The 26,836-nt window shown below is 61.8% G+C and carries 26 protein-coding genes; 12 read left to right on the top strand and 14 right to left on the bottom strand.

From position 1 onward, the window contains the following. Nucleotides 1-13: 13 nt before the first annotated feature. The gene (locus ACFSM5_RS17780) at nt 14-2,506 is read left to right on the top strand and encodes a TIGR02302 family protein (RefSeq protein WP_379877880.1); all 2,493 of its coding nucleotides are present in this window, start codon (nt 14-16) and stop codon (nt 2,504-2,506) included. A gap of 207 nt (nt 2,507-2,713) precedes the next feature. Here ACFSM5_RS17780 and ACFSM5_RS17785 read toward each other — a convergent pair whose 3' ends face one another. The 6 genes from ACFSM5_RS17785 to ACFSM5_RS17810 all read right to left on the bottom strand — a co-directional run bounded on the left by ACFSM5_RS17785 (nt 2,714) and on the right by ACFSM5_RS17810 (nt 7,147). Then, nucleotides 2,714-3,043 (bottom strand): YnfA family protein, encoded by a 330-nt coding sequence (locus tag ACFSM5_RS17785; protein WP_379877882.1) that lies wholly within the window; start codon nt 3,041-3,043, stop codon nt 2,714-2,716. Continuing rightward, nucleotides 3,034-4,020: an N-acetyl-D-Glu racemase DgcA gene (gene dgcA, locus ACFSM5_RS17790; RefSeq protein ID WP_379877884.1), complete on the bottom strand. Its 987-nt coding sequence runs from the start codon at nt 4,018-4,020 to the stop codon at nt 3,034-3,036. Before dgcA ends, ACFSM5_RS17785 begins: the two co-directional genes overlap by 10 nt. After that, nucleotides 4,017-5,024 (bottom strand): N-acetyltransferase DgcN, encoded by a 1,008-nt coding sequence (dgcN, locus tag ACFSM5_RS17795; protein WP_379877886.1) that lies wholly within the window; start codon nt 5,022-5,024, stop codon nt 4,017-4,019. Before dgcN ends, dgcA begins: the two co-directional genes overlap by 4 nt. 267 nt (nt 5,025-5,291) lie before the next feature. Continuing rightward, complete coding sequence (locus ACFSM5_RS17800) at nt 5,292-5,492, bottom strand: (2Fe-2S)-binding protein (RefSeq protein ID WP_379877888.1); 201 nt, start codon at nt 5,490-5,492, stop codon at nt 5,292-5,294. Between the two features lie 59 nt (nt 5,493-5,551). Beyond that, nucleotides 5,552-6,022 (bottom strand): bacterioferritin, encoded by a 471-nt coding sequence (bfr, locus tag ACFSM5_RS17805; RefSeq protein ID WP_379877889.1) that lies wholly within the window; start codon nt 6,020-6,022, stop codon nt 5,552-5,554. A 90-nt stretch (nt 6,023-6,112) separates the two neighbouring features. Next, nucleotides 6,113-7,147: an extracellular solute-binding protein gene (locus ACFSM5_RS17810; protein ID WP_379877890.1), complete on the bottom strand. Its 1,035-nt coding sequence runs from the start codon at nt 7,145-7,147 to the stop codon at nt 6,113-6,115. Between the two features lie 391 nt (nt 7,148-7,538). On the opposite strand from ACFSM5_RS17810, the gene ACFSM5_RS17815 reads away from it, so the two are divergent. After that, on the top strand, nt 7,539-9,035 hold the full coding sequence (locus ACFSM5_RS17815) for a DEAD/DEAH box helicase (RefSeq protein WP_379877891.1): 1,497 nt from the start codon (nt 7,539-7,541) through the stop codon (nt 9,033-9,035). Between the two features lie 152 nt (nt 9,036-9,187). Further along, a complete protein-coding gene (locus tag ACFSM5_RS17820) occupies nt 9,188-9,946 on the top strand; it encodes a substrate-binding periplasmic protein (protein WP_379877892.1) in 759 nt (252 codons plus the stop codon). Nucleotides 9,947-9,997: 51 nt separating this feature from the next. Here ACFSM5_RS17820 and cysK read toward each other — a convergent pair whose 3' ends face one another. From cysK to ACFSM5_RS17845, 5 genes are all read right to left on the bottom strand, one after another. Next, nucleotides 9,998-10,963, bottom strand: coding sequence for a cysteine synthase A (gene cysK, locus ACFSM5_RS17825; RefSeq protein ID WP_379877893.1), 966 nt, complete (start codon nt 10,961-10,963; stop codon nt 9,998-10,000). A 59-nt stretch (nt 10,964-11,022) separates the two neighbouring features. Further along, complete coding sequence (locus tag ACFSM5_RS17830; protein WP_379877894.1) at nt 11,023-11,463, bottom strand: RrF2 family transcriptional regulator; 441 nt, start codon at nt 11,461-11,463, stop codon at nt 11,023-11,025. Next, on the bottom strand, nt 11,463-11,921 hold the full coding sequence (gene dut / locus ACFSM5_RS17835) for a dUTP diphosphatase (protein ID WP_379877895.1): 459 nt from the start codon (nt 11,919-11,921) through the stop codon (nt 11,463-11,465). Before dut ends, ACFSM5_RS17830 begins: the two co-directional genes overlap by 1 nt. Beyond that, nucleotides 11,918-13,126: a bifunctional phosphopantothenoylcysteine decarboxylase/phosphopantothenate--cysteine ligase CoaBC gene (gene coaBC, locus ACFSM5_RS17840; protein ID WP_379877897.1), complete on the bottom strand. Its 1,209-nt coding sequence runs from the start codon at nt 13,124-13,126 to the stop codon at nt 11,918-11,920. The genes dut and coaBC overlap by 4 nt, the downstream gene beginning before the upstream one ends. Nucleotides 13,127-13,360: 234 nt before the next feature. Further along, nucleotides 13,361-14,380 (bottom strand): asparaginase, encoded by a 1,020-nt coding sequence (locus tag ACFSM5_RS17845; protein ID WP_379877898.1) that lies wholly within the window; start codon nt 14,378-14,380, stop codon nt 13,361-13,363. Between the two features lie 252 nt (nt 14,381-14,632). Here ACFSM5_RS17845 and ACFSM5_RS17850 point away from each other — a divergent pair, with 252 nt between their 5' ends. The 8 genes from ACFSM5_RS17850 (at nt 14,633) to ACFSM5_RS17885 (ending at nt 22,289) form a co-directional block, all read left to right on the top strand. Beyond that, nucleotides 14,633-16,234 (top strand): ABC transporter substrate-binding protein, encoded by a 1,602-nt coding sequence (locus ACFSM5_RS17850; protein ID WP_379877899.1) that lies wholly within the window; start codon nt 14,633-14,635, stop codon nt 16,232-16,234. A 174-nt stretch (nt 16,235-16,408) separates the two neighbouring features. Continuing rightward, entirely contained in the window at nt 16,409-17,419 is a 1,011-nt protein-coding gene (locus ACFSM5_RS17855; RefSeq protein WP_379877900.1) for an ABC transporter permease subunit, read from the top strand. Nucleotides 17,420-17,432: 13 nt separating this feature from the next. Continuing rightward, nucleotides 17,433-18,326: an ABC transporter permease subunit gene (locus ACFSM5_RS17860; RefSeq protein WP_379877901.1), complete on the top strand. Its 894-nt coding sequence runs from the start codon at nt 17,433-17,435 to the stop codon at nt 18,324-18,326. Next, on the top strand, nt 18,323-19,327 hold the full coding sequence (locus ACFSM5_RS17865) for an ABC transporter ATP-binding protein (protein WP_379877902.1): 1,005 nt from the start codon (nt 18,323-18,325) through the stop codon (nt 19,325-19,327). The genes ACFSM5_RS17860 and ACFSM5_RS17865 overlap by 4 nt, the downstream gene beginning before the upstream one ends. Next, nucleotides 19,324-20,313: a dipeptide ABC transporter ATP-binding protein gene (locus ACFSM5_RS17870; RefSeq protein WP_379877904.1), complete on the top strand. Its 990-nt coding sequence runs from the start codon at nt 19,324-19,326 to the stop codon at nt 20,311-20,313. The genes ACFSM5_RS17865 and ACFSM5_RS17870 overlap by 4 nt, the downstream gene beginning before the upstream one ends. A gap of 130 nt (nt 20,314-20,443) precedes the next feature. Then, entirely contained in the window at nt 20,444-20,890 is a 447-nt protein-coding gene (locus ACFSM5_RS17875; RefSeq protein WP_379877906.1) for a globin domain-containing protein, read from the top strand. A 173-nt stretch (nt 20,891-21,063) separates the two neighbouring features. Beyond that, complete coding sequence (locus ACFSM5_RS17880; protein WP_379877907.1) at nt 21,064-21,897, top strand: N-acetylmuramoyl-L-alanine amidase family protein; 834 nt, start codon at nt 21,064-21,066, stop codon at nt 21,895-21,897. An 11-nt stretch (nt 21,898-21,908) separates the two neighbouring features. Further along, on the top strand, nt 21,909-22,289 hold the full coding sequence (locus ACFSM5_RS17885) for a hypothetical protein (protein ID WP_379877908.1): 381 nt from the start codon (nt 21,909-21,911) through the stop codon (nt 22,287-22,289). 2 nt (nt 22,290-22,291) lie between these two features. On the opposite strand, the gene ACFSM5_RS17890 is transcribed toward ACFSM5_RS17885, so the two are convergent. Next, nucleotides 22,292-22,912 carry a LysE family translocator gene (locus ACFSM5_RS17890; RefSeq protein ID WP_379877909.1) on the bottom strand — a complete coding sequence of 207 codons (621 nt, stop codon included), beginning with the start codon at nt 22,910-22,912 and terminating at the stop codon, nt 22,292-22,294. Between the two features lie 151 nt (nt 22,913-23,063). Continuing rightward, complete coding sequence (locus ACFSM5_RS17895) at nt 23,064-24,698, bottom strand: methyl-accepting chemotaxis protein (RefSeq protein WP_379877910.1); 1,635 nt, start codon at nt 24,696-24,698, stop codon at nt 23,064-23,066. A gap of 314 nt (nt 24,699-25,012) precedes the next feature. Here ACFSM5_RS17895 and ACFSM5_RS17900 point away from each other — a divergent pair, with 314 nt between their 5' ends. After that, a complete protein-coding gene (locus ACFSM5_RS17900; protein WP_379877911.1) occupies nt 25,013-25,588 on the top strand; it encodes an extensin family protein in 576 nt (191 codons plus the stop codon). 2 nt (nt 25,589-25,590) lie between these two features. On the opposite strand, the gene ACFSM5_RS17905 is transcribed toward ACFSM5_RS17900, so the two are convergent. Then, the gene (locus ACFSM5_RS17905; RefSeq protein ID WP_379877913.1) at nt 25,591-26,775 is read right to left on the bottom strand and encodes an MFS transporter; all 1,185 of its coding nucleotides are present in this window, start codon (nt 26,773-26,775) and stop codon (nt 25,591-25,593) included. Nucleotides 26,776-26,836: the final 61 nt, after the last annotated feature.

Raw genomic sequence — 26,836 nt, forward strand, 5'->3', positions numbered from 1 at the left:
AAAGGCGGCGGGCATGGGAGACATCGACCTGCCCGCCTCCCTCGGCGCCCGTCTGCGGCGCCTGCGGGCGCTTGCCCGCTTCTGGCTGGTCCTGGAAGCTGTCTGGCCTCCGCTCTGGCCTGCGGTCGCAGTGGTTGGACTGTTCCTGGCCGTCGCCTGGATGGATCTACCAGGGTTGCTACCGCTCTGGGCGCATATCGTCCTGCTGGCCGGATTCGGCATCGCGTTCCTGGTCGCACTTGTCGCCGGGGTGCGGGCGATCCGCTGGCCATCGAGCACTGCTGTCGACCGCCGCATCGAACAATCGAGCAATCTTGCCCATAATCCGCTGACGGCCCTGGCTGATAAGCCGGCTGGCGATTCCCCGGAAGCCAAGGCTCTCTGGTTGCTGCATGTCGCCCGCATGGCCGAGGCCGCGCGCCGACTGACCGCTGGGACGCCGCGCGCCGGGCTCGCCAAACGAGATCCGCGGGCATTCCGCGCCGTCGTGCTGCTGCTGGCGCTTGCGGGGTTCGTCGGGGCAGGGGAGGACCGTTGGGGCCTCTTGACGCGGGCCGCGATTCCCGAAAGCCGGATCCCGCCGATTCCCGTCGCCCTGGAAGCCTGGATCACGCCACCGACCTATACCGGCGCACCGCCCGTGTTTCTTGGGGCTTTGCCGAATGGCGAGACGGTTACGGTGCCCGAGGGCTCGGTGCTATCGGCTCGCATAAGTCATCTCCAGCGCAATCCTGTTCTGAAGATCGATGACGTCGAAAGCCCGTTCGAAGGCCAGGGCAATAATGCCTGGAGTCTGGAACGGTCGCTGACGGGCGGCGACCGCCTGATCATTGGCGATGGTCGCAATACTCTTGGGGACTGGCCGCTGGTGGTCCGCCCTGACGATGTGCCGGATATCGAATTCACTCAGGAACCCTCGGCCAGCCGTCGCGGGGCGCTGCGGATCGACTGGAAAGCGTCGGATGATTACGGCGTCGAGACGGTGGCTGGAGATATCCGACGTCCTGGAGAGACGAAGACAGGTATCGATCCGATTGCCCTGAAGCTCGGCTCGCCCCGACGCCCGCAGGCGGCGGCAACGTCTTATCAGGATTTGACAGATCACCCTTGGGCCGGTCTGACGGTCGAGCTGCGGCTGATCGCGACCGACGGCAGGGGGCAGGCCGCCTCGACGGCGCCCAAGACTTTCACACTGCCGGAACGCCAGTTCACTCACCCGATTGCCCGTGCCATCATCCTGAACCGCAAGCTGCTGGTGCAGGAACCGGAAACATCTCGTGAGATTGCCCAGAACATCCGGGGACTTCAGCCCCAGGCAGATCTCTATGGCGGCGATCCGGTGGTCTTCATGGGGCTCGGCTCGGCTTATGCCCGGCTGTTGATGGAGGATTCCGATACGGCGCTGGCGCCGGTTCAGCGGTTGCTGTGGGATCTGGCCGTCCGCGTCGAAGAAGGGGATATGGGGACGCTGGAGCGCGATCTGCGGGCTGCCGAACAGGCGGTGCGCGATGCGATCGACCAGCAGGCCCCCGACGCCGAACTGCAGAAGGCCATCGAGGAGATGCAGCGGGCGCTCGACCGTTATCTCCAGGCCCTGGCCCAGCGCGCCATGGAAAACCCGCGTCAGGCGCAGCGTCCACGCGATCAGAACACCCGCACCGTCTCCTCGCGTGATCTCCAGCAGATGTTGCAGAAAGCCCGCGACCTCGCCCGCATGGGGCAGCGGGAACAGGCGCAGGCGCTGCTCGACCAACTGCGCGAGATCATGGAAAACCTCGCCAATTCCGAGCCGATGATGGCCGACGACCAGGGCGGCGAGCAGATGGATGACGGCAACCCCATGAATCAGGCGATGCAGAATCTGCAGGACCTTGCCCGCCGCCAGCGGGATCTCATGGATCGGGGGGCGCGTCAGGCCAATAGTCAGCGCAACCGCCAGCAACAGGGCCAGCGGGGGCAACAACAAGGTCAGCAGCAGGGCCAACAACCGGGCCAGGGCGAACAGCCGGGTGAAGGCAGCGAAGGCATGGCGGGTGATCAGGAAGGTCTGCGCCGTCAGCTGGGCGAATTGATGCGGCAGTTGGGCGAGATGGGGAATATCCCCGGCGCCCTCGGCCGGGCCGAACAGGCGATGCGGGAAGCCGAACAGGCGCTGGGCCAGGGGCAGCCAGGTCAGGCGACCGGGGCGCAGGGGCAGGCCTTGAACAACCTGCGCGAGGCGCTGCGCCAGTTGGGTCAGCAGCAGGGGCAGGGCCAAGGTCAGGGGCAGGCTCAAGGGCCGCAACGCGGCGCGCAACCGGATCCTGCAGGCCAGCGGGGACGCGATCCGCTGGGCCGCGAGCTGCCGAACCAGGGCCGGGCGGAAAATGGCCCGGTGAAGATTCCCGACGATAATCAGGTCGAACGCTCGCGCGCGATCTTCGACGAACTCCGCCGCCGTGCCGCAGAGCCGCAGCGTCCGCCGGTCGAGCGCGACTATATCGACCGGCTACTCAGGTGGTTCTAGCTAACGGGCAGTGGCGTTTCTAGGAAGGACCTAGAGCGGGTAAGCGTGGGGCGGAGCAGCATCTTCCGCCATACCTAGTTAAAAATCCTGTCATCCCCCGACTTGATCGGGGGATCTGTGGCCGGTCTCCCGTCTTCGCATAAAGATCCCCCGGTCAAGCCGGGGGATGGCGATGAAGGGGAGGGAGGTTTGCTTGAGGCAAACGTCTCACGCCCCCCGCGGTCCCCAAAGGATGATCGCTGCACCCGCCAGACAGATCGCCCCGCCGATGAGGTCCCAGCGGTCGGGGCGGCTGCTTTCGGCAAGCCACATCCAGAGCAACGAGGCGGCGATATAAACCCCGCCATAGGCGGCATAGGCGCGTCCGGCGAAATCGGCTTCTACCTTCGTCAGCAGGAAGGCGAAGAGCGCAAGACAAGCTGCGCCCGGAACCAGCCACCAGGGTGACTTGTCCAGGCGCAGCCAAGCCCAGACGGCGAAGCAACCGGCGATTTCCGCCAAGGCTGCGCCGACATAGACGGTAAGGGTCAGCCCCACAGGTCGGGTGTTGCCGGGGCCGCGTGGCTGCCATGGAAGCGCAGACCGCCGGGACGATCCTTGGCCAGCAGCAGCGGCGCATCGATATCGGTGAAAGCACAATGCTGGGCGATCAGATGGGTCGGCGCCATGCCGAGCGATGTGCCGACCATGCAGCCGACCATCATGCCCATGCCGCGCGAATGGGCGGCTTCCAGCAGCGCCAGCGCCTCGGTCAGGCCGCCCGACTTGTCGAGCTTGATGTTGATGAAGTCGTAGCGGTCTGACAGGCCTTCGACGTCGGTTGCCACATGGCAGCTTTCATCGGCGCAGACGGGCACCGGACGGGGCAAGCCGCGCAACTGATGATCGTCGGCCTGGGGCAGGGGCTGTTCGACCAGCAGCACACCCAGGCGTGCCATTTCGGGCATGAAGGCCTTGAACTGCTCGACCGTCCAGGCTTCGTTGGCATCGACGACCAGCTTGGCCTTGGGGGCAGCGGCGCGCACGGCGGCAACGCGCTCGACATCGCCTTCGCCGCCCAGTTTGAGCTTCAGTACCGGGCGGTCCTGCTCGCGCTTGGCAACTTCCGCCATGCTTTCCGGGGTGCCGAGGGAGAGGGTATAGACGGTGATGATCTGGCGCTGCGGCCCATGGCCGATCAGGCGCCAGACCGGCTGTCCCTTGCTCTTGGCTTCGTAATCCCAGAGAGCGCAATCGACCGCGTTGCGGGCGGCATTCGCCTTCATCAGGGTCTGGATATCCTGGCGGGTGGCACCGTCTGCCAATGCCTGGCGGACGGCTTCGATCTCCGCTATTGTCTGCTCGATGCTCTCGCCATAGCGGACGTTGGGCACGGCCTCACCCCGACCGGTATAGGTGCCGTCGGTGACGCTGGCGACCACCACATGGGTCTCGGTCCGGCTACCACGCGAAATGACGAAAGGTTGAGCCAGCGGCCAGGTTTCGGCCTCGACCGTCAATGTCAGCTTGCTCATGCCGTCACCATCAGCTTGTCGACGATGGCGCCGACACCGGTTGCGAGCGGATCAACCACAGGAAGTCCCAATCTTTCCTCCGTTTCCGCGATCAGGCGCTTGGCCTCGACCTCGGGTAAGTTCTGGGTGTTGAAGCTTATGCCGACACATTTTACGGCAGGGTTGGTCAGCCGCGCCATCGCAAGGTTCGTTGCGATGCATGCTTCGAGTGAGGGTAGGGGGAATTGCTGGAGCCCCCGCATATGCGGTCGCCCCGGCTCGTGGCACAGGACCAGCGCGTCAGGTTGCGCACCATGGAGCAGCCCGAGACTCACCCCGGCATAGGAGGCGTGATAGAGCGACCCCTGACCTTCGATCAGGTCCCAATGATCCGCTTCGCCTGCGGGGGTCAGATGTTCGACCGCGCCCGCTACAAAGTCGGAGACGATGGCGTCGACGGGAACGCCAGAGCCCGCGATGAAAATTCCCGTCTGGCCAGTGGCGCGGAAAGTGACCTTGAGCCCACGTTCCTGCATCTCACGCTCGAGAGCCAGCGTCGTATACATCTTGCCGACGCTGCAATCGGTGCCGACCGTCAGCAGGCGCCGTCCGGACCGCTTGATGCCGTTGGCGACCTCGAATTGCTTACCGCAGTGGCGGATGTCGATGAGGCGGCGGCCAGTATTGGTTGCGGCCTCCCAGATATCCGGATGATCGCCCAGGCGCATATGCAGGCCGGAAGCGAGGTCGAAGCCGATGGTCAGCGCCTCAATCAGCAGGGGAACCCATTTTTCCGACAGGGTGCCGCCGCGATTGGCGATGCCGATGATCAGCGTCCGGGCGTCCTTTTCGTAGGCCTCTTTCAAGGAGAGATCGGGTAGGCCCAGGTCGGCTTCGCACCCGGCCATGCGGGTCTGACCAATGCAGAGTTCGGGGCGCCATTGCGCGATGCCTTGGGCGGTCTTGGCGGCCAGCCGGTCTTTCACATCGCCGAGGAAAAGCTGATAGGGCCGCTGCAATTCCACGTCTTCTTCCCCCGAACGCCGCGTGATTTCTTGCGGGGAAGAGCGTTGCACCCGAGGGGCTTTATTGGCAACCGAACAATCGTGAAAGCGGATTGTTATCCACAACTTGTCGCGTGGTGGAAGAACTCAGGCTGTCATCCCGGCCTTGAGCCGGGATCCGGCCGCCCGTTGGTCTATCTCAACCGTTGGCGCGCTGTAACATCTATCGGCCAGATCCCGGATCAAGTCCGGGATGACAGCTAGATTTGTTGTGAAGCAGGGCGCCCCTCAAGCCATCTCAGGCGTGCGGCGCTGTTGCGGACGGCCACAATGTTCATGGACCATGCCGCGCACCATAGGAACGCAGCGCCCGCAACGGGGGGCGCAGCCAGCCTTGGCATAGACGTCGGCAACCGAAGCCACGGTTCCGTCGGTGAGACTGCGACGGATGTCGCGGTCGCTGATGGCGTTACACAGACAGACGATCACGCCTGCTTTACTCCTGCGTTGGCACCTTCGGCGACCGCTTTCCCGGGATGGGATAACTCTTATTCGCCGACTTGTGACTGTAGGTAGTTCTGGACCCCTACGCTCTCCACCAGGGAGAGTTCGGTTTCCAGCCAATCGATATGTTCTTCCGAATCCGCCAGGATCTTCCCCGCCAGCTGGCGGCTCACATAATCCTTGGCGTCTTCGAACACCCCGATCGCTTCCACCAGATCGAGCCGTGCCTGGCTTTCCAGGCGCAGATCGCAGGACAAAGCTTCCGGGACGTCTTCCCCAATCAGCACCTTGCCGAGATCCTGGAGGTTTGGCAGACCTTCCAAGAACAAGATCCTCTCGATCAACAGATCGGCGTGTTTCATCTCGCCAATCGACTCGTGATAGATCTTCTCTCCCAGCTTTTTAAAGCCCCAATTCTTGATCATGCGAGCATGAAGAAAGTATTGGTTGATGGCAGTCAGCTCGTTGAACAGTAATTTGTTCAAGTGCTGAATGACGAGGCGGTCTCCTTGCATGGTCTTAGACCCTTCCGATATTGGTTCTCATTAGCGTTTTCCCCCAGTTTTCCTGGGGTTTCGAGACCAACACCTTATCAGGCTAAGTCGTTATCGCCAACCCGCACGGTCGGCTAGTTTCACGGCATCGGCCTGCAGCTCGCCAAGTTTGGTCAGCGGCAGCGGGTCGACTTTAAGGGTTGAGAGGGCGGGTAGCCCGGCAGGTTGCGGGACGCCGGCGCGCACCGGGAACTCCGACGTTCCCTTTGTCGCCATGGCTTCCTGGGCTGTGGGGGACAGCAGATAGTCGATGAACTTGATCGCATTGGCCTTGTTTGGCGACCCTTTGGTCAGGGCGACACCCGACACATTGACATGGACGCCCCGACCATCCTGGTTCGGGAAGATCAGCCCCACCTTGTCGGCAATGGCCCTATCTTCGGCCTTATCCGAGCCCTTGAGGCGTGCGTAGTAATAGGTGTTTGTGAGGGCGACCGCGCCCTCGCCGACGGCCAGGGCCGCAAGTTGGTCAACGTCGCCGCCCTGCGGCTTGCGGGCCATATTGCCGGTGACGGCTTTGGCCCAGTCCTCGGTCTTTTCCGGGCCATTGGCGGCGATCAGCGAGGCAATCAGGCCGACGTTGTAGGGGTGGTTCGAGGTGCGGGCGAGGACCTTGCCCTTCCACTTTGCGTCGGCCAGATCTTCATAAGCCTTGATCTCGTCCGGCTTCACCTTGGCGATGGCATAGGCGATCACGCGGGCGCGGAGTGAAATCGTCGTCCAGTGATTATCGGCATCACGCAGATTGGCGGGCACGACTTCATTGACCGTTGCGCTCTCGATCGGCTGGGTCAGATCCTTGGCTTTGACACGCTGAAGATTTGCGGCATCGACGGTGATGAACAGATCGGCGGGGGAGGCGGTGCCTTCGCGCTGGAGCCGCTGCGACAGGCCGTTGACGTCACCTTCGACGACATTAACCTTGATGCCGGTGTCCTTGCTAAACTGATCGTAGATTGCCTGATCGCTGGGATAGTGACGTGCGGAATAGACATTAACCTCGGCAGCCCCGGCAATCGATGTTCCGATTAGCCAGAGAGCAAGGCCTGTCAGAACCAGGGCATTGATCCGCTTTACCACACGCATCTTCATCTCCAACGACAGCCCTTTGCTCAGTTTGCAAGCGTGTCGCAGTTTCAATCGCCAAACACTTTAGGCTATTGCGAATTGATTGCAATGGCTTTGCGGTGACAAATTTTACAGGGGAGGGGTGCGTATCGGTAAGCTCGTCCCAGGCCTCAAGTAGCGCGAAGCGCGGTAGGCCAACACAAAGAGTCCTGCCTCAAGTAGCGCGAAGCGCGGTAGGCCAACACAAAGAGTCCTGCCTCAAGTAGCGCGAAGCGCGGTAGGCCAACATAGACAAACCAAGCCAGCCCCGCGTGCGGGGCAGGCCAGCAGTGTTTGCTGCATTGCGGGAATAACTTGACCTGGAAGCCCCTCGCGCGCAGTTTCGCGGCAGTCTAACCAAGGATATCTAATGACCGATTTTGCCGCGCTTGGGCTGTCGCCCGCGCTTCTCACCGCCCTGGCCGCTGAAGGCCACACGACTCCGACCCCGATCCAGGCTCAGACGATTCCGTCGCTGCTGGAGGGACGTGACGTGCTCGGCCTCGCCCAGACGGGTACCGGTAAGACGGCTGCGTTCGCGCTGCCGCTGCTTCACCGGCTTGAGGCGCGCCGCCGTCGTCCCCCCGGCAAGTCGTGCTTTGTCCTGATCCTGGCGCCCACGCGTGAGCTGGCGTCCCAGATCGAAGAGCGTATCCGCGCCTATGGCCGGAATATGCCGATCAGTTCGATGACCGTCTTCGGCGGTGTCGGCATGGGTCCGCAGATCCGCACGTTGGCCCGTGGCGTCGACATCGTCGTTGCCACGCCCGGCCGCCTGATGGATCACATGAGCACCGGCGCCGTCCGCCTCAACCAGGTCGAAGCCCTGGTTCTGGACGAAGTCGACCAGATGCTCGACCTCGGCTTCATGCCCGCGATCCGCAAGATCGTTGCCGCCATTCCGCCGCAGCGTCAGACTCTGCTCTTCTCGGCGACCATGCCGAAGGAGATCGCAGGTTTGGCCGACGATCTGCTGCGCGATCCGCTGAAGGTCAGCGTCGTTCCGGCCTCGACCCCAGCCGAGCGTATCGAGCAGCGCGTCGTCGTGCTGCCCGATCCGCAGGCCAAGCGTCGCGCGCTGGTGAAGCTGTTGTCGGCCGAAGGGGTCGAGCGCACGCTTGTCTTCACCCGTACCAAGCACGGCGCCGATAAGGTCGCCAAGCACCTGGGCGTCGATGGCATTCCCTGCGCCGCGATCCATGGCGAAAAGAGCCAAGGCCAGCGCGAGCGCGCCCTTGCCGATTTCAAGACCGGCCGGATCAAGGTTCTGGTCGCGACCGACATCGCCGCCCGCGGCATCGACGTTGCGGGCGTGACCCACGTCATCAATGCCGATCTGCCCGCCCAGGCGGAAACCTATGTGCATCGTATCGGTCGTACCGGCCGCGCAGGCGCCGAAGGCGAAGCCATCAGCCTGATGGTCATGGATGAGCTTCCGGCTCTCTGGGATATCGAGAAGGTCATCCAACGCCGCGTTCCGGCCGTCGACATGGCGGGCGCAACGATGGAGCTGCCCGAACGTCCGGCCCGTCGCGCCCTTGCCCCCAAGAAGCAGGGTGGCGGTCGTGGTAATGGCGGCGGTCGTCCCGGCGGTTTCGGCAAGCCGAATGGCGGCAACGCCAGCCAGGGTCGTCCCCCCCGCCGCGAAGGCGGCCATGACGGTCGTCGCGAGGCAGCCTACGATCCCCTGGGTGACGGCACCGCGCGTTCCAATAGCGGCCGTGACGGCCAGTATGCCAAGCCTGCCCATGCCGGTAAGCCTGCCCATGGCAAGCCGTCGCATGGTAAGCCCGCCCACGGTGGCCAGCGCCCGGCTAACAACAATGGCGGTGGCGACAACCGCGTGCGTCGTCCGCGCGCTGGCTGATTGCGTAAGTCTATGAAGAAAAGAGGGGCTCATAGCCCCTCTTTTTTTGTCAGAAATTCCGGCAAATACTATTATTGATTGTAATTATTTTGTTTGTTGACGATATTTGGCATTGAGAAGAGCGCTTTATAAAATACGGAAGGTTTTCGGACATGCCGAAGACGCGTCTCTTCATTGCTACTGCTCTTCTGTCTTTATCTGTACTGTCTGCCCAAGCGCAGACCAAGCTGAAGGCCGGCTATTTCGGTCTGGCGCCTTATGCGATGGATGTCGGCGGCAAGGCCTCCGGCTTCGCTGTCGATCTGGTGCGGGAGAAATTTGTGCCCGCGACCAAAATCGAGGTGGACTTCGTCTCGCTGCCAATCCTCAGGATGCTGGGGGAACTGGAGGCGGGCAATCTCGATATGGTTGTGCTGCTGGCTAAGAACCCGGAGCGTGAGGCCAAATTCCTCTTCGCCGCGGCGCCCTTCTATACCGACGCCTGCGCCTTGGCGGTTGCCAAGGACAGCCCGCTGACCACCATCACTGGTCCTGCCGATTATGCGGGCAAGACGGTGTCGATCAATAAGGGTGGCTATCGCTGCCCGTCACTGGCGGCGGCCAAGGACGTGACGCTGGACGAGATGGTGGTCAGCGACAATCTGCTGGAACAGCTTTTACGCAAAGCAGCGTCGGGGCGTGTGGCGGGGGCTCATCAGCCAACGAAGCTGGCGTTCCAATATGTGGCTCAGCAGATCGGCATCGAAGCGGAGGTGCGTTTCATCGACCTTCCCGATCCGCCGCAACCGCTGTTCGCGGCCTTCCGGAAGGGTATCGATCCCGCAATCATCGCCGCCTACGACAAGGTGAACGCCGACGCGGCAGCGGATGGATCGATGGCAGGGTTCATCGGCCGTTATGTGAAGAAATAAAAAAGAGGGCGCCGGAAGGCGCCCTCTTTCTCTATCGGACAGGCCGATGTCTTAGTTGTCGAGGCCTTCGAAAAGAGCGGTCGACAGGTAGCGTTCGGCAAAGCTCGGGATCACGATCACGATACGCTTGCCTGCATTTTCCGGGCGCGAACCGATCTCGATAGCAGCGGCCAGCGCAGCACCGGAGGAGATGCCGACCGGCAGACCTTCGAGACGCGCGCTTTCGCGGGCGGTGCGGAAGGCGGTGTCATTGCCGATACGGATGACCTCGTCGATCACCTTGGTATCGAGGATCGAGGGGACGAAGCCCGCACCGATGCCCTGGATCTTGTGGGGGCCGGGAGCGCCGCCCGACAGCACGGGGCTGTCCTCGGGTTCGACCGCGATGATCTTGAGGTTCGGCAGGCGTGGCTTCAGCGTATCGCCGACACCAGTCAGGGTGCCGCCGGTGCCGACGCCGCCCAGGAAGAAATCGAGATTGCCGCCGGTATCGCCCCAGACTTCCTCGGCCGTGGTGCGGCGATGGATGGCGGGGTTCGCCGGGTTTTCGAACTGCTGCAGGATGATCGCGTTCGGATCGGCGGCAACCAGTTCGTTGGCATGGGCGATGGCGCCCTTCATGCCCTGGGCGGCCGGGGTCAGACGCAGATCGGCGCCTAGTAGGCGCAGCATCTTGCGGCGTTCGACCGACATGCTTTCGGGCATGGTCAGGATCAGCTTGTACCCCTTGGCAGCCGCGACGAAGGCCAGCGCGATGCCGGTGTTGCCGGATGTCGGCTCGACGATGGTGCTGCCCGGCTTCAGGCGGCCTTCGGCTTCGGCGGCTTCGATCATGGCCAGGCCGATGCGATCCTTGACCGAGGCGAGCGGATTGAAGAACTCCAGCTTGGCCAGCAACTCAGCCTTGACGCCATGGGCTTCGGCCAGCTTGGAAAGGCGGACCAGCGGGGTGGCGCCGATAGTGTCCAGAATACTGTCGTAAATCTTACCGCGGAAGGGCGCAGGCGCGCTGGTCATGGCAGTTCCCCTGAAATGCGCTGTTGTTGCATCGGATATAGCACCCGATTTTCAGATGATCAAATGGTGAAATCGAGAATTTCCGCAGTTTCGCTGTGAATTCCCGCTGCCCGCGCACGTTCGCACAGGTCTTCCAGGGAAATACCGTCGAGGCGGCTCATAAGTTCGACCGTCAGTTCTTCCCACAGCGGAACAACGACGCGGGTGCCGAGTTCGCCATCGGACCCTTCGGTGTCCTCCTCGCCCACCACGAGGCGGATGATCTCGCCAAGGGCGATGCGGCGACGCTCGCGGGCCAGGCGATAGCCGCCTTTGGGACCGCGTACGCCGGTCAGGATGCCAGCGCGGGTCAGCTGCTGCAGAATGGGCTCCAGCGAGCGGCGGGGAATGCCCTGGCGCGCGGTGATATCGCCCGACTGCACGGTTCCGCCACCGGCGTGATAGGCGATATCGAGTACGGCCTCGATGGCCAGCAGGGTCTTGCGGGGCAGGCCTAACATCAGATGCTCTCCTTCACGCCGGTCGACCCGAAACCGCCGACGCCGCGTACCGTGGCGTCGAGATCCTCGACCTCCACGACGGCGACCTGGGAGACCGGGGCGATGATCAGTTGGGCGATGCGCATGCCGCGCTCGATGACAAAAGGATCGGGGCCGAGGTTGATCAGGATCACCTTCACCTCGCCGCGATAATCCCAGTCGATGGTGCCCGGCGCATTGGCGACCGTGACGCCATTCTTGGCGGCAAGACCGGAGCGCGGACGCACCTGCCCTTCGAAGCCTTCGGGAATAGCGACGGCAAGGCCGGTCGGAACCAGGGTGCGGGCGCCAGGCGCCAGGGTGACGGGGGCATCGACGGCTGCGGCCAGATCCATGCCTGCCGCACCGGCAGTGGCATAGGCGGGCAGGGGCAGGTCGGCGTTATGGGGCAGGCGTTTGATCAGGAGAGACGGGGTCACGATTGGCTCCGTTGGGCAAAGTGGTCGGTGATCCGGGAGGCAAGGCGGCGGCCGACGTCGCCCTTGGGCAGGGTCGGCCAATCCTCGTGTCCATCCTGGGTGATGAGGTGGATTGTGGTGCTGTCGCCGCCAAAGACGCCGCGCTCGGGCGAGACGTCATTGGCAAGGATCCAGTCGCAGCCCTTCCGGCTGAGTTTGCTTGTGGCGTGTTCGATCACGTTTTCGGTTTCAGCGGCAAACCCCACCACCAGCGCCGGGCGCTGGGCGTGGCGCGAAAGGGTCGCCAGAATGTCGGGGTTTTCCTGCAAAGCGAGGGCGGGGGGCATGCCGCCGGCCTGCTTCTTGAGCTTCTGACCAGCCTCGGTCGCCGGACGCCAATCGGCGACAGCGGCATTGCAGATAAGAATATCGGCGGGCAATGCACCTTCGACGGCTGCCAGCATCTCGCGCGTGGTTTCGATATGGGTGACGCGGACGCCCACGGGGTCGGGCTGATTGGTCGGGCCGGTCACCAGGTGCACCTCCGCCCCCAGATCGGCCAGGGCAGTGGCGATAGCATTGCCAAGCTTGCCCGACGAGCGGTTGCCGATATAGCGCACCGGATCGATCGGCTCATGGGTCGGGCCGCCAGTCACGATGGCGCGTTTGCCCGCCAGGGGCTTGGGGCCGAAGAAGGTCTCGAGGGCGGCAATGATCTCCGGCACTTCCGACAGTCGGCCGGAGCCGATCTCGCCGCAAGCTAGATCACCCGCCGCCGGACCGATGACACCGATGCCGCGCTTCTTGAGGGTCGCGAGATTGGCCTGAGTCGCCAAGTGAGCCCACATCTCGGTATTCATTGACGGCGCGATCAGGACCGGCTTGTTGGTCGCCAGCAGGGCGGTGGTGGCAAGGTCATTGGCATGACCGCCCGCCATCTTGGCCATCAGGTCGGCCGTGGCCGGGGCGACCAGCACGACATCGGCCTCGCGGGACAGGCGGATGTGGCCCATCTCTGCCTCGTCCGTCAGGGAGAATAGCTCCTGATAGACCTTCTCGCCGGAAAGAGCGGAAACGCTAAGTGGCGTCACAAATTGTTCGCCGGCTTTTGTCAGGATGCAGCGAACGCTCGCCCCGCGATCCCTCAGACGGCGGATCAGCTCAAGGCATTTATAGGCGGCGATACCCCCGCCGATAATTAACAGAATGCGCTTGCCAGCCAGCATGAATGATTTCCAGCGTTAAGTTGGAAATAGACATAATCGCTAGCTCGCTGCAGGGCAAGGCGCAAATCCGCGCGGCGGAACTGTTATTTGTAAAATGTGACACACTTCTGAAAATGCTCGTCATCCCATGGCTTGACCATGGGATCTTGTGTGGCCACGCCGCGTCGAAAAGCGGCGGAAGGAGATCCCCGGATCAAGTCCGGGGATGACGAGCTGTTGTCGGTCGATAAGGCCTTAAAACCCTGCGACCTTCCCGATGGGAGCGCCGCGCAACTCGCCGACCTGCAAGCCTGCCCGATTACGGATAGCGCGGGTGAGCTGCTGGGAGAGGCCTTCCATCTCCTCGTCGCTCAGGGCACCTACCGACTTGAGGATGGCACCCAACGCAGCTTCAGCGCCACGCGCAGTGCCGTCATCGACCTTAAGGGCGAGGCCCAGACCCTTCTTGCGCAGGATGGCGGTGAACATGCCCTCCGCACCGATTTTGCAGACGACGCTGCCGCCCGCCACGACCATGATCTCAGTCGTGAAGTCGCCGGTACCCGACACCATCACCGGGGCGGCAGCCTTGGCGGCAACCAGCCGTTCGACGGCATCCTTGCGCTTGGGCGAAAGCTTGCTCGGGTCGGCGCAGCGGGCCATGGCGGTGGCAAGATTGACCAGGGGCAGGGCGATGGTCGGGATACCGCAGCCGTCGGTGCCCCAGGGCTGATTGAACAGATCGACGTCCAGCATCTCGGACATGGTCTGGGTCACGCGCTTCTGGACCGGATGGTCATAGCCGACATAGCCGCGCACATCGTCGCCCATATGGACGGCGGTGGTGACGAAACCGCTGTGCTTGCCGGAGCAGTTGTTGTGGGCCGGGGTCGGGACCGAGCCGGATTTGGCGAGCGCGATGGTGGAGGCTTCGCTGTAGGGCCAGTGGCTGCCGCATTCGAGATCGGTTTCCGACAGCCCAACACGGCCAAGCCATGCGCGGACCCGTTCCACATGGATCGTCTCGCCCATATGGGACGCGCAGGCGAGCGCCAGTTCGTGCTGATCGAGGTTATAGCGGTCCGCCGCGCCGGTTTCGACGAGCGGAATCGCCTGCAGGATCTTGTTGGAGGAGCGCGGATAGATCAGGCGGTTCACATCGCCCCAACCAGCAATCACCTTGCCGTCGGCGGTGGCGACGACGGCACTGCCGCGATGGACGCTCTCGACGAGATCGCCGCGGGTGACTTCGGCCAGAACCGGATTTTCGCTCATCATCTGCTCCCCAGAAAAGACGCGCGGATACTAGATCAACTGCGCCCCCAAACGAAAGCTTCTCACCTGTTTGCGCAATGAGCGGCATATTTTACGGGCTATTTTAGCAATTACCGTTCGTTGCGCCTGAAATTGATATCATCTTGGCGAGATTCAGGCATGACAACGGCCCAGCCCTGCGCTAATCAGAGGGCAACCTTGCAGTATACGCAGGGGAGGGGAGCAAAATTTTTGCAACGAATGGGGGATAACGTGACCCGTTTCCATCGTGCGCTGATTATCGGCGCCGCCACAGCGGCCTTGATGGCCGGCTCGGCTTCGGCCAAGACTCTGGTGTTCTGCTCGGAAGGCAGCCCGGAAAACTTCTCGCCGCCGCGTGCGACCTCGGGCACCGCCTCGACCGCTGCTGCCGAGACGATCTATAGCCGTCTGGTCGACTTCGAACGCGGTACGACCAACCTGCGCAACCATCTGGCCGAGAAGTACGACGTCTCTGCCGATGGCAAGGTCTACACCTTCAATCTGCGCAAAGGCGTGAAGTTCGGCGCGACGTCCTACTTCAAACCGACCCGCGATATGAACGCCGATGACGTGATCTTCTCGATCGAACGTCAGCTGAAGCCCGACCATCCCTATAACAAGGTCGGCGGCGACAAGTTCTACTACTTCGAATCGCTGAACATGGCGAAGGTCATTGAGAAGGTCGAGAAGGTCGACGACATGACCGTCCGCATCACGCTCGTCGATGCGCTCTCGCCCTTCATCACCAACATGGCCATGCCGTTCATGTCGGTGTTCTCGAAGGAATATGCCGACCAGCTGACCAAGGCTGGCAAGATGGAAGACATCGACCTGAAGCCGGTTGGCACGGGTCCGTTCGTGTATGTCGACTATCAGAAGGATTCGACGATCCGTTATCGTCCGAACCCGGATTACTTCGAAGGCAAGTCGACCCTCGACGGTCTGGTTTTCGCCATCACTCCGGACGCAACCCAGCGTTCGAACAAGCTGAAGGCGGGCGAGTGCCACATCGCGGCGCTGCCGAACCCGAACGATATCGAAGGCCTCAAGAAGGAACCGAAGCTTCAGGTTCTGCAGCAGGCTGGTCTGAACGTCGGCTACATCGCGTTCAACGTCGAGAAGAAGCCGTTTGACGACGTTCGCGTCCGTCAGGCGCTGAACCTCGCGATCAACAAGAAGAACATCATCGACGCCATCTATCAGGGCGGTATCGGTGAAGTTGCTAAGAACCCGCTGCCCCCGGTCATGGCCTGGGCCTACAACGACGACATTAAGGATTATTCCTATGACGTCGAAGCGGCCAAGAAGCTGCTGGCGGAAGCCGGTGTGCCGGTCGGCACCGAAATTGACCTTTGGGCAATGCCGGTCAGCCGCCCGTACAACCCGAATGCCAAGCGCATGGGCGAAATCGTCCAGGCCGATTGGGAAAAGGTCGGTATCAAGGCGAAGATCGTTTCCTACGATTGGGGCGAGTATCTGAAGCGCACCAACGATGGCGAACATCAGACCATGATGCTCGGTTGGACCGGTGACACTGGTGATCCCGACAACTTCCTCTACGAACTGCTGGGTTGCGCTGCTGCCAAGGCCGGCGGTAACCGCGCCCGCTGGTGCAATGCCGAGTTCGAAGACCTGATCCAGAAGGCCCGCAAGATCGGCGACAAGGCCGAGCGTGCGAAGCTCTATCAGCAGGCTCAGGTCATCTTCAAGAAAGAGGCTCCGTGGGTCACCGTCGCGCACGCTGTTCAGACCGTGCCGATGTCCAAGGACGTCGAAAACTACAAGGTCGATCCGCTGGGCCGTTACAAGTTCTACGGCGTCACCTTGAAGTAGGAACCGTCGAACTGACGGGACCGGGGCAATAGATCCCGGCCCGTCGGACGGACGGAAAGATTGGATCGGGCCGGGGGAAACCCCGGCCCGGCTCCTTAGAGAACAAAGAATACAGTTACGGTCGACCGCCTTTGTCGGAAGGGTGGAGACGCGCGCGAGGGGCGCAGCGGAACGATGGTTTCCTTTATTTTGCGGCAAGTGGCGATGGTGATCCCAACGATCATCGGCATCACGCTACTGGCCTTTGTCATGGTCCGGCTGGTTCCGGGCGACCCGGTGCAGGTGATGGTCGGCGACCGCACTTTGACACCTGAGGCTCATGCCGAGGCGCTGAAGGCGCTGGGTCTCGACCGGCCGGTCATGGAACAATATGCGATGTATATCGGTCGCGTTCTGCAAGGCGATTTCGGCAAGTCGATCTATACCAAGGAATCGGTTCTGACCGAGTTTTTCGACCGTTTCCCGGCGACCTTGGAACTATCGATTTCGGCGATCCTGTTCGCGGTGATCATCGGTCTGCCGGCGGGGATCATAGCGGCGGTCAGGAGGCGCAGCGTTTCCGACTATTCGGTGATGACAGTCGCGCTGACCGGCTATTCGATGCCGATCTTCTGGTGGGCGCTGATTCTGGTTCTGCTGTTTTCGCTCACCCTGGGCTGGACCCCGGTTTCCGGCCGCCTGGCGCTGGTGCATTTCATCGAGCCGATCACCGGCTTTCTGCTGATCGACACCCTGATTCAAGGCGAATATAGCGCCTTCTGGTCGGCACTACGGCATTTGGTTCTGCCGACCATCGCGCTCGGTACGATTCCCATGGCAGTTATCGCCCGCATGACCCGTTCGGCAATGCTGGAGGTCCTGCAGGAGGACTATGTTCGTACCGCCCGCGCCAAGGGCCTGTCGCCGTTCCGGGTGATTTCGATCCATGCGCTGCGCAATGCCCTTATTCCCGTCGTGACGGTGATCGGCCTGCAGGTCTCGACCCTGTTTTCGGGCGCGGTGCTGACCGAAACGATCTTCTCCTGGCCGGGGGTCGGCAAATGGCTGATCGAAGCTTTGAGCCGCCGCGACTATCCCATTCTGCAAGGTGCGCTGATGCTGATCGCGTCTGTGGTCATTGTCGTCAATCTGTTGATGACGCTGACCTATGGGATGATCAACCCGCGCATCCGATCCAAGCGTTGAGAGGGTCGCCGCGATGAGCAGCACCACCCAAACCACAATTATCGCCCCTCCGTCCCCCCTTTCGGCTTTCTGGCATGACTACCGCGGCAATAAAGGCGCGCTTGCCGGATTGATCCTGATCCTGATCCTGGTCGTGATGGCGGTGTTCGCCCCTTGGATCGCGCCACACAATCCGACGGAACAATTCCGCGATGCCCTGCTGCGTCCGCCCGTCTGGGCCGCAGAAGGCAGCTGGCGCTATGTCCTGGGGACCGACGATATCGGCCGCGATATTTTCTCTCGCATCGTCCATGGCAGCCGCGTGTCGCTGTCGGTTGCGGTTGTTGTCGTGACGGCCAGCATCTTCGTCGGGGTCGGCTTGGGCCTCGTCGCGGGCTATGCCCGGGGTGTGGTCGAAATCGCCATCCTGCGCATCATGGACATCTTCCAGTCCATGCCGACTCTGCTGCTGGCCCTGACCATCGTCGCGATCCTGGGGCCGGGCCTCAATAACGCGATGATCGCGGTGTCGATCGTCCTGCTGCCCAGCTTCGTCCGCCTGACCTATTCGGCGGTGCTGGCGGAGATGACCAAGGATTACGTCACAGCCGCCCGCATGATCGGTTCCTCGGAATTCCGCCTGATGGTGCGGACCGTGCTGCCGAACTGCCTGGCGCCGCTGATCGTGCAGGCCTCGCTGTCGCTGTCGACTGCGATCCTGGACACGGCTGCCCTGGGCTTCCTGGGGCAGGGTGCCCAGCCGCCGACCCCGGAATGGGGCACGATGCTGTCCGATGCGACGCAGTATCTGCAGCGCGCCTGGTGGGTCACCTTCCCCGGCGTTGCGATCCTGATCACGGTGCTTGCTTTCAACCTGATGGGCGACGGTTTGCGCGACGCCCTCGATCCGAAGCTGAAACGCTCATGAACATGCTCGAAATCCGCAATCTCACGGTCGAGTTCCCAACCCAGAGCGGCCTGTTCCGGGCCGTCGATGGCGTCGATATGACGGTCAAGGCCGGTGAAGTCCTGGGCGTTGTCGGCGAATCGGGGTCCGGTAAGTCCGTCTCAATGCTGGCGACCATGGGCCTGCTGCCCGCCTATGCCCGCATCTCCGCCGACCGTTTGGCGTTCGATGGCAAGGACCTGCTGTCCTTGTCCCCGGCCCAGCGTCGCAAGATCGTTGGCAAGGACATTGCCATGATCTTCCAGGAGCCGACGACCAGCCTCAATCCCTGCTACACCATTGGCTATCAACTCGAAGAGATGCTGAAGGTCCATATGGGCATGGATGCCAAGGCGCGGCGCAAGCGTGTGCTTGATCTGCTGTCGCTGGTCGGCATCCCGGCGCCGGAAAGCCGTCTCTCCTCCTATCCGCATCAGCTGTCGGGCGGCATGAACCAGCGCGTGATGATCGCCATGGCGATCTCCTGCGAGCCGCGTTTGCTGATCGCGGACGAACCGACGACGGCGCTCGACGTCACCATTCAGGCGCAGATCATGGATCTGCTGACCGGCCTGCAGCGGGATCGCGGTATGGCCATGGTCCTGATCACCCATGACATGGCCGTGGTCTCGGAAAGCGCCCACCGGGTGCAGGTGATGTATGCGGGCCAGTTGGTCGAACAGGCGACGGTGGACAATCTGTTCACCACCCCAGCCCATCCCTATACCGCCGCGCTGTTGAACGCCTTGCCCGAACGGGCGCTGGGTCGCAAGCGTCTGCCGACCATTCCCGGTGTCGTGCCGGGTGTTATGGATCGTCCGAAGGGATGCCTGTTCAACCCGCGGTGCGACTATGCGACCGACCGCTGCCGTACGGTTCAGCCTGCGCTGTCCGATTTTGGCAATGGCCGGGTTCGTTGCCATTCCCCGCTGGGCCCCGATGGGCGCCCCCGCGTGAAAGCGATCGAAGAGGTGCGGGCATGACCAGCGCTCCATTGATGGAGGCCAAAGGCCTCAAGCGTCATTATAAAGTCCGTCGTGGCATGTTTGCCCCGACGGCAAGCGTGAAGGCGGTCGACGGTGTCTCTTTCAGCCTGACGGCGGGCGAGACCCTCGCGGTCGTCGGCGAAAGCGGTTGCGGCAAGTCGACCCTGGCCCGCATGCTCGCGCTGTTCGAAGAGCCGACTGAAGGGGAGTTCTTCATCGACGGCCAGCCGACGCTGAACGTCAGCACCGAACAGCGGAAGAAGAACCGCGAAGCGGTGCAGATGGTCTTCCAGAATCCCTATGGCTCGCTGAACCCGCGCCATACCGTCGGGCGCGCCCTGATGGAGCCGCTGATCATCAACCGCCCGAATATGTCATCGGTAGAGCGCGAGGAAACCGCGCGGGCGATGATGACGAAGGTCGGTCTGCGGGCGGATCATTTCCAGCGCTATCCGCACATGTTCTCCGGCGGGCAGCGTCAGCGTATCGCGATTGCCCGTGCTCTGATGCTCAACCCGCGGGTCGTTGTAGCGGATGAGCCGGTCTCCGCCCTGGACGTCTCCATCCAGGCCCAGGTCCTCAATCTTATGATGGATCTGCAGGACGAGATGAAACTGGCCTATATCTTCATCAGCCATGACCTGGGGGTGGTGCATCACATCGCCTCGAGCGTGCTGGTGATGTATCTCGGCCGCCCGGTCGAATTCGGCACCACGCAGCAGATATTCGATAACCCGCGCCACCCCTATACCCGTGCTTTGCTGGGCAGCCGCCCTCACCTGAAGAAGCCGGGGGAGAAGGTAACGCGCAGCGTGTTGACCGGCGAATTGCCGTCACCGCTCAATCCGCCGACCGGATGTGCGTTCCACAAGCGCTGTCCCTTCGCCGATCAGAAATGCTCGACCGAACGGCCCGAGATTCGGGAAGTAGATGGTCGTCAGGTCGCTTGCCATCACACCGACAGGGTTCCCCTGGCGGCGTGAAAACCGATTCCATACCAAAAAGGTATGAATAAGTTGAAGGCGGCAACGAAATTGATTTCGTCGCCGCCTTTTTTATTGATCAAGACGGCCTATAACATTCGTAGTCGTTGAATGTTACTTGGGGCGCAAGATGATCGAGAAGCTGGTGATGAACAATGAGGCGGAATTTGTTCGCCAGCAGATTCTTGATGTGATTCGTGCGGGGCAGGGGATGGAGATGGCCCGCGCCTTCTATGATCGGCTGTTTACGGCAGAGCCCGATCTTCGAGGGCTATTCCGGAGCGACATGGAAACGCTCAATCGCAAGATGATTATGACCCTGAAGTCCCTGTTCGACACGATGCCGGACAAAAAGGGCATCGACGATGTGGCGCCTAACCTTGCGGTGCCGCACCTTGGCCTGGGGCTCACGGATCAGCACTACGAGCTGTTCGTGACCTGCCTGATCCGTGCGGCCGAGGATGTGCGGGGATACCGCATGCCGCCGGAGGCCAGCGCGCCGTTGCGGCGCTATTTCATCGCGCTGGGCGCAGCGATGCGGGGCTTCGAAGATAGGCTGCGAGCTCCCAACGGTTAAAAAAATACCGCGTTATACATAAAAAGCTTAACCTTTTCCGTATGTTCGCGATGAGTTCGCTTGACGTGTGATCGGGTATGACGTAACAGAGTCAGTGTGTTACGTGGTATTCTTGGACTGTTGACGCAGTTTTTGGCGCCAACTGGTCACTATCAAGGGAGCGAGAGCGGGCGATGAGTCTCGACCGTCGGCAGTTTCTGACAGCAGCTTTGGCCGTTGCGGGGGGCACTATGCTTGCCACCGGCGATGCGCTTGCGGCGACAGACCCGAAGGCCAAGCCGGCTGCTCCCGCGATCAAGAAGACCCCGCCCAAGCCGCCCGTCATCAAGAAGAAGATCATTGCCATCGACGCTGGTCATGGCGGCAAGGATCCTGGCGCCATCGGGGCGACGGGGATCTATGAAAAGCTGATCACCATGTCGGTGGCGCTGGACCTCGCCAAGCGGCTGGAGGCGACCAAGCGCTACGACGTGGTTCTGACGCGCAACAATGACACCTTCATTGCCCTGTCCGACCGGGTGCGTCTGGCGCGTGCCGGTGCCAGTGCGCTGATGATCAGCCTGCATGCTGACTCGATCCCGACCAACCCCGATGCGTCGGGTTTCTCCGTCTATACCCTGTCTGAAAAAGCGTCCGACGGCATGGCAGCTGCGTTGGCGGATCGCGAGAATGCAGCGGATCTCGTCGGCGGTATCGATCTGACCAAACATTCGAAACACGTGAAGACGATCCTGCTGGATCTGATGAGCCGGGAAACCAGCAATAACTCGCTGATGATGGCGGCAACCATGGTGGATACGCTTCACCCGCCGTTCAGCGCGTTGCATCATCCCCATCGTCAGGCGAATTTTGCGGTCTTGCGGGCGCCCGATATTCCTGCTGTCCTGGTGGAGATGGGTTTCCTCTCGAACAAGAACGACGAGAAGCAGCTCAAGACCAAGACTTATCAGCAGAAGCTGGCAGAGCGGCTGCACGTCGGGATCGACCGGCACTTCTTCAACGCCTAAGAGGGTTCTTTATGCGGTTCCTGGCGATAGCACTGTTGGCCGGAGCTGCATTGCTGGGGGCCGAATCGGCTTCTGCACAGGCGGCGGCCAAGCCAGATCGTCAATTGGTGACTGCGGTGAAGGGCCAGACGATCCGTGGCTCGGTTTCGGCCCAGGGCACGTTGTTCATCACACCGGAAAGTCGTTACCGCGTCACTGAGGCCAAGGTGACCGGCCCAATGATGATCTCCTATCAAGGTAATGAAGGGATCATCGTGCGGTCTTCCGGGCGAGGGACCAAGAGTGGTACGGCCCAATTCAAGCTCTATCTGGAAGATGGGCGCACCGTGACGGTGCAGGTCCAGCTTCAGGCTGCCAAGGCGTCCAAACAGAGCTACCTCGTCATCCGCTGACTCTAGTTTGATTTGGAGAGTGCGAGATGGGCGCCAAGGCCCATCAGTGTCGCTCCTCCAAAGGCCCGCACCATCCGCTGCCAGGGGCTGGATGCCCGTACCCGCTTCAACACGATGGCGGCAGCCAGCACCACCGCGATATCCGCCAGCCCGGCCAGCAGATTCATGATCACGCCGAAGAAGACGAGCTGGGCGATGATCGGCCAACTCGCCGCTGGTTCGACGAACTGCGGCAGGAACGCGAGATAGAAGAGCGCGCTCTTGGGGTTGAGAATCTCGACGATGGCAGAGTGGGTGAGGGTCTTCAGTGGACTCGCCTCGACCGTTGCCGATGTCTGTTGGCGGCGCATCAGGTTGAAGCCCAGCCAGATGAGATAGGCGGCCCCTGCTAGCTTCAGGGCGATATAGAGCGGCGGTACGACGGCGAGCAAGGCCGAGAGACCAAAGGCGGCAGCGCCCACATGGACATAACCACCAATATGCATGCCGATGCTGGCTTTGAGCCCGCCGCTGCGGCCGTTGCTCATCGTCTGGGCGGCGGCATAGAGCATCGCCGGGCCCGGGATGATCGCGAAGATGAGGGCGGCTGCCAGAAACGGTAGCAGATGATCGAGGCCGGGCATGGGCGTGGTCCTTCTTGTCGATGGTCCAGCATCGCAAGGGGCGGGGCTGAGGAAAAGCGGAAGAGTGTCCCGGAGACAAGATTGGGCGCCTGCGCACAAAAAAGGCGGCTCCTTCCAGAGCCGCCTTTTTTATTGGAAGCAGAGCGGTGGTTTATGTGCCGGTGCGGATCGAGCCGACGAAATAGTCGACCTGTTCGCGCAGGGCGGCGATCTGGGCGTTGATGGCGCCCGCAGCATCCGCGACCTGATCGGCCGATTGTTTGGTGGAAGCGGTACCCGCCGCCACCTGCTGAGCCTCGGACACCACGCTCGCCGCGCCGGTATCGGCATTGGCGATATTGCGTTGCATGTTACCTGCCGCCTGCTTCTGCAGGTCGACCGCCTGATTGACCGATCCGGCGATGGTATTGAGAACGCCGATAGTGGTGCCGATCTGCTCGATCGAAGCGACAACCTCGCTGGACGAGCGCTGAATCTCACCGACCTGGGCCGCGATATCCTCGGTCGCTTTGGCGGTCTGATTGGCCAGACTCTTGACCTCGGATGCCACGACCGCAAAGCCCTTGCCTGCTTCGCCCGCCCGCGCAGCTTCGATGGTGGCGTTGAGGGCCAGTAGATTGGTCTGGCTTGCGATCTCGTTGATCAGGCGCACGACGTCGCCGATGCGGGTGGCGGCTTCCGCCAGTCCCCGGATCTGCTCTTGGGTATTGGCGACGTCGCGCACGGCGCCGCTGGCCTTGTCCACCGACTCCTCGACCTTGGAGGTCAGTTCGTTCAACGTGCCGGTCAGATCTTCGGACGCGCCGAAGACGACCATCACGTTCTCTTTGGTACCGGAGGCGGCGTGACTGAGCTTGCCGGCGTGACCGGTAGTATCGGTCGCCCGGTTCGCCATATCGCCGGCCAGTCCGGCAAGTTCGACGGCGGCGCTGCGCACCTCGCCAACCATGTCGCCGACATTGCTTTCGAATTCCGCTGCCAAGCGCAGCAAGGCTTCGCGTTTCTCCGCCGTGGCAGCTTCCTGCAAGGCTTCCTGCTGGGCCTTCATGGCTTCGACGTGACCGGCATTATCCTTGAAGATCTGCAGGGCGGCGGCCATGGCGCCGATCTCGTCCTTTCGTTCGGCTTCAGGCACCGCAATAGTGCTATTGCCATCGGCCAGGGTCCGCATGGCGCTGGCAAGCCGCTTCAGGGGCTGCGAGACCATTCGCCCGAAGACGAAGAACAGCAGGATCGAGAGGGCTATACCAATGCCGACGGCAATTGCCGCCGCATTAATACCCGCCTGGAAAACGGCGCGATTCTGAGCGTCGAGACTCCAGGCCAGTGCCAGGGTGCCGCGTAACTCATCGCCACGCCGGTTGGTGACGGGCGACAGGATGACCAGGTGGTCGGGTTCGACGGCAACGTAGCTCTTAAAGGCTTTGAGCTGTTCTTGAGCCTTGGGCAGATATCCTGCCAGTGCCAGAGGTTTCAGCGTCTCGCTGTCGTATTTGATGATCTCCTTACCTTCGAGATCGAAGGCGCCGACCGACGCAACAGTGCTGTCTGCGCGCTTGGCAAGCGGCAGATATTCCGCCTCGACACCAGACGGGTCCTTGCCCTGCACGCCGATGCGGACGGCGACTGCCAGCATCTCGTTCTTTTGCAGGGCTTCGGCGCCGAGAGTATCGATCAAGCGGTCGCGAAGTTCGCGAACTTCAAGGAAGATTAGAAGAGTAAAGCTGACTAGGACGGCCAAAAAGACCGACGCGGCGAGTTTTCGCTGTAAGGTCCAGAACGACATGAAAGGTTCCAAACTCGAAAATCGGGGGTGATGTAGGGAGCAGTCTTGGCTTTTGCTACGCATATCGTGTGCCAGCTTTTGAAGCCGCTGTGACGGACGCTCCCTTTGGTTAACGACCATTTTCAGAAAATTTTACACGACGGCAATAGGTATTCTTTTTTGCGCCTGAGCAACTTTCAGGATACGGTCAAGAACGCGCTTACAAATCAAAAGGTTAACGCTGCATGCGGGTTATTCGTCAGGTCGCGATATGGGGATCGTTTGCTGCCGTATTTCTGCTAATGGCTTGCGCTCCACAGAGGCCCGCGGCGACTTTGCCACCTACTCAGGAGCCGCCGAAGGTTGCCGGTGTCGATCGCTATGCCGTGTGCCAGGCCAATCTGTCGGAGGTCGGCTGGGATTTCGCGCCGGTTGCCAGTTTTGTAACCCCTGAAGGCTGCGGAGTTGAGCAGGCGGTGCGCCTCGAGCGCTCAAGTCTGACACTGACACGGCCGGTGGTCGTCACCTGCGACCTCGCCTATACGATTGCGCGCTTCGAGTTCGAGATCATCCAGCCGCTGGCCGAGGAGATCTTCGGTCAGGAGGTGGCGCGCATCGACCACGTGGGCAGCTACAACTGCCGGGGGATTGCGGGCAAGAACAGCGGTGCTCGCCTGTCGCAACATGCCAATGGCCGGGCCATCGACATCACCGGCTTTGTCCTGAAAGACGGCACCCGCATCCGGATCCTGCAGGACTGGCGGGGGCAGGGGCGCAAGTCGGACTTCCTGCAGCGCATCACCAAAGATGCCTGTAAGCTCTTCTCCGTGGTGTTAGGCCCCAACGCCAACAAGGATCATCAGGATCACCTGCACCTCGATGTCGGTCCCCAGCGCTATTGCGGTGCGTGAGATCAGTTCTTCCGCGGGCTGAGAAACAGGACGGCTGCGCCCGCCAGCGTCATGGCGAGTGAGGAGAGATAGCCCCAATGACCCGCCCAAGTATACAGAGGCCCGGTGACGGCGAAGATGGCAGCGGAGGCGAGCCCGCCTGAGAAAGCGGCATAGACCCCCTGCGCCGATGCGCTGAGGCCCGGCGGCGCCTTATCCGTCAACTCGATCATCGCGGCGAGATGGCAGGCACCGAAGGTGAAAGCGTGCAGGAAGTTGACCAGGATCAGCGCCGTCGGATCGACTGTCGAGGCGAGGGTGATCCAGCGGATGATACCGGCGCCAATGGCAGTCGCGAACAGCACGTTGGGCCGTCGCATAATGGCAAAGCGGGGGGCGAGGGCGAAGAGCAGAACCTCCGCAATCACGCCTTCCGTCCACAACCAGCCGATCAGCGGATCTGAGAGGCCCGACTTCTGCCAATGAATGGTGCCGAAAGCATAGTAGAAGATATGAGCGTTCTGCAGCAGGGCGGTCGCGATATAGATTCGGATCAGGGGGGGATGGCGCAGGAGTTGTAGCCAACTGACCTTGGGCGCTGTATCGGCGGGTACCGCGCTGTTGGGGGCGGCTTCGGGCAGGTAAATCGCCGCGGCAAGCCCCGCAATGGATCCGGCAAGCACGACCCAGACGATTCCCTCCGCCCCAAAAACGGGCAGCATCGCGCCAAAGCTGATGGAGACGATCAGCCAGGAGATCGAACCCCACATCCGGACCTGACTATAGGCAAAGCCTTCGACGCGGGCCCGCAGCAGGGTGATATTATCAACCAGTGCCACGCAGCCGGCTCCGGCACCGGTCAGGATCGCGCTGAAGATCAGGATAGCGGTAACCGAACTGACGAAAGCGAGAACGAAGGTCGCCGCCACGCAAACACCCATCAGGACCACGACGAGGGCCCGACGCTTTCCCAGCTTGTCCGCAAGGGCCGTAACGGCAGGAATTCCCAGCGTTTTGGCGATCATACCTGCTGCGAAAGTGGCGCCGATATAGTCTGGGGTGAGGCCGCGATGAGCAAGGAAGACTGGCCAAAATGGCGTAACGACACCATATGCGGAGTAGTAGAGCGCAAAAAACGCACTTAAGCGAATAGCTGGGGAAAACATCAGGTTTGAACCAAAATTTGTCGGGCTATGATGCACCCGCATGAGTTTACTGGCAATCCCGTTACCCCGGCGATAGCTTGACCAAAAGCAGCCGAAGAGAGCC

The sequence above is a fragment of the Lacibacterium aquatile genome (assembly GCF_042683105.1).
GTDB lineage: Bacteria > Pseudomonadota > Alphaproteobacteria > Elsterales > Elsteraceae > Lacibacterium > Lacibacterium aquatile.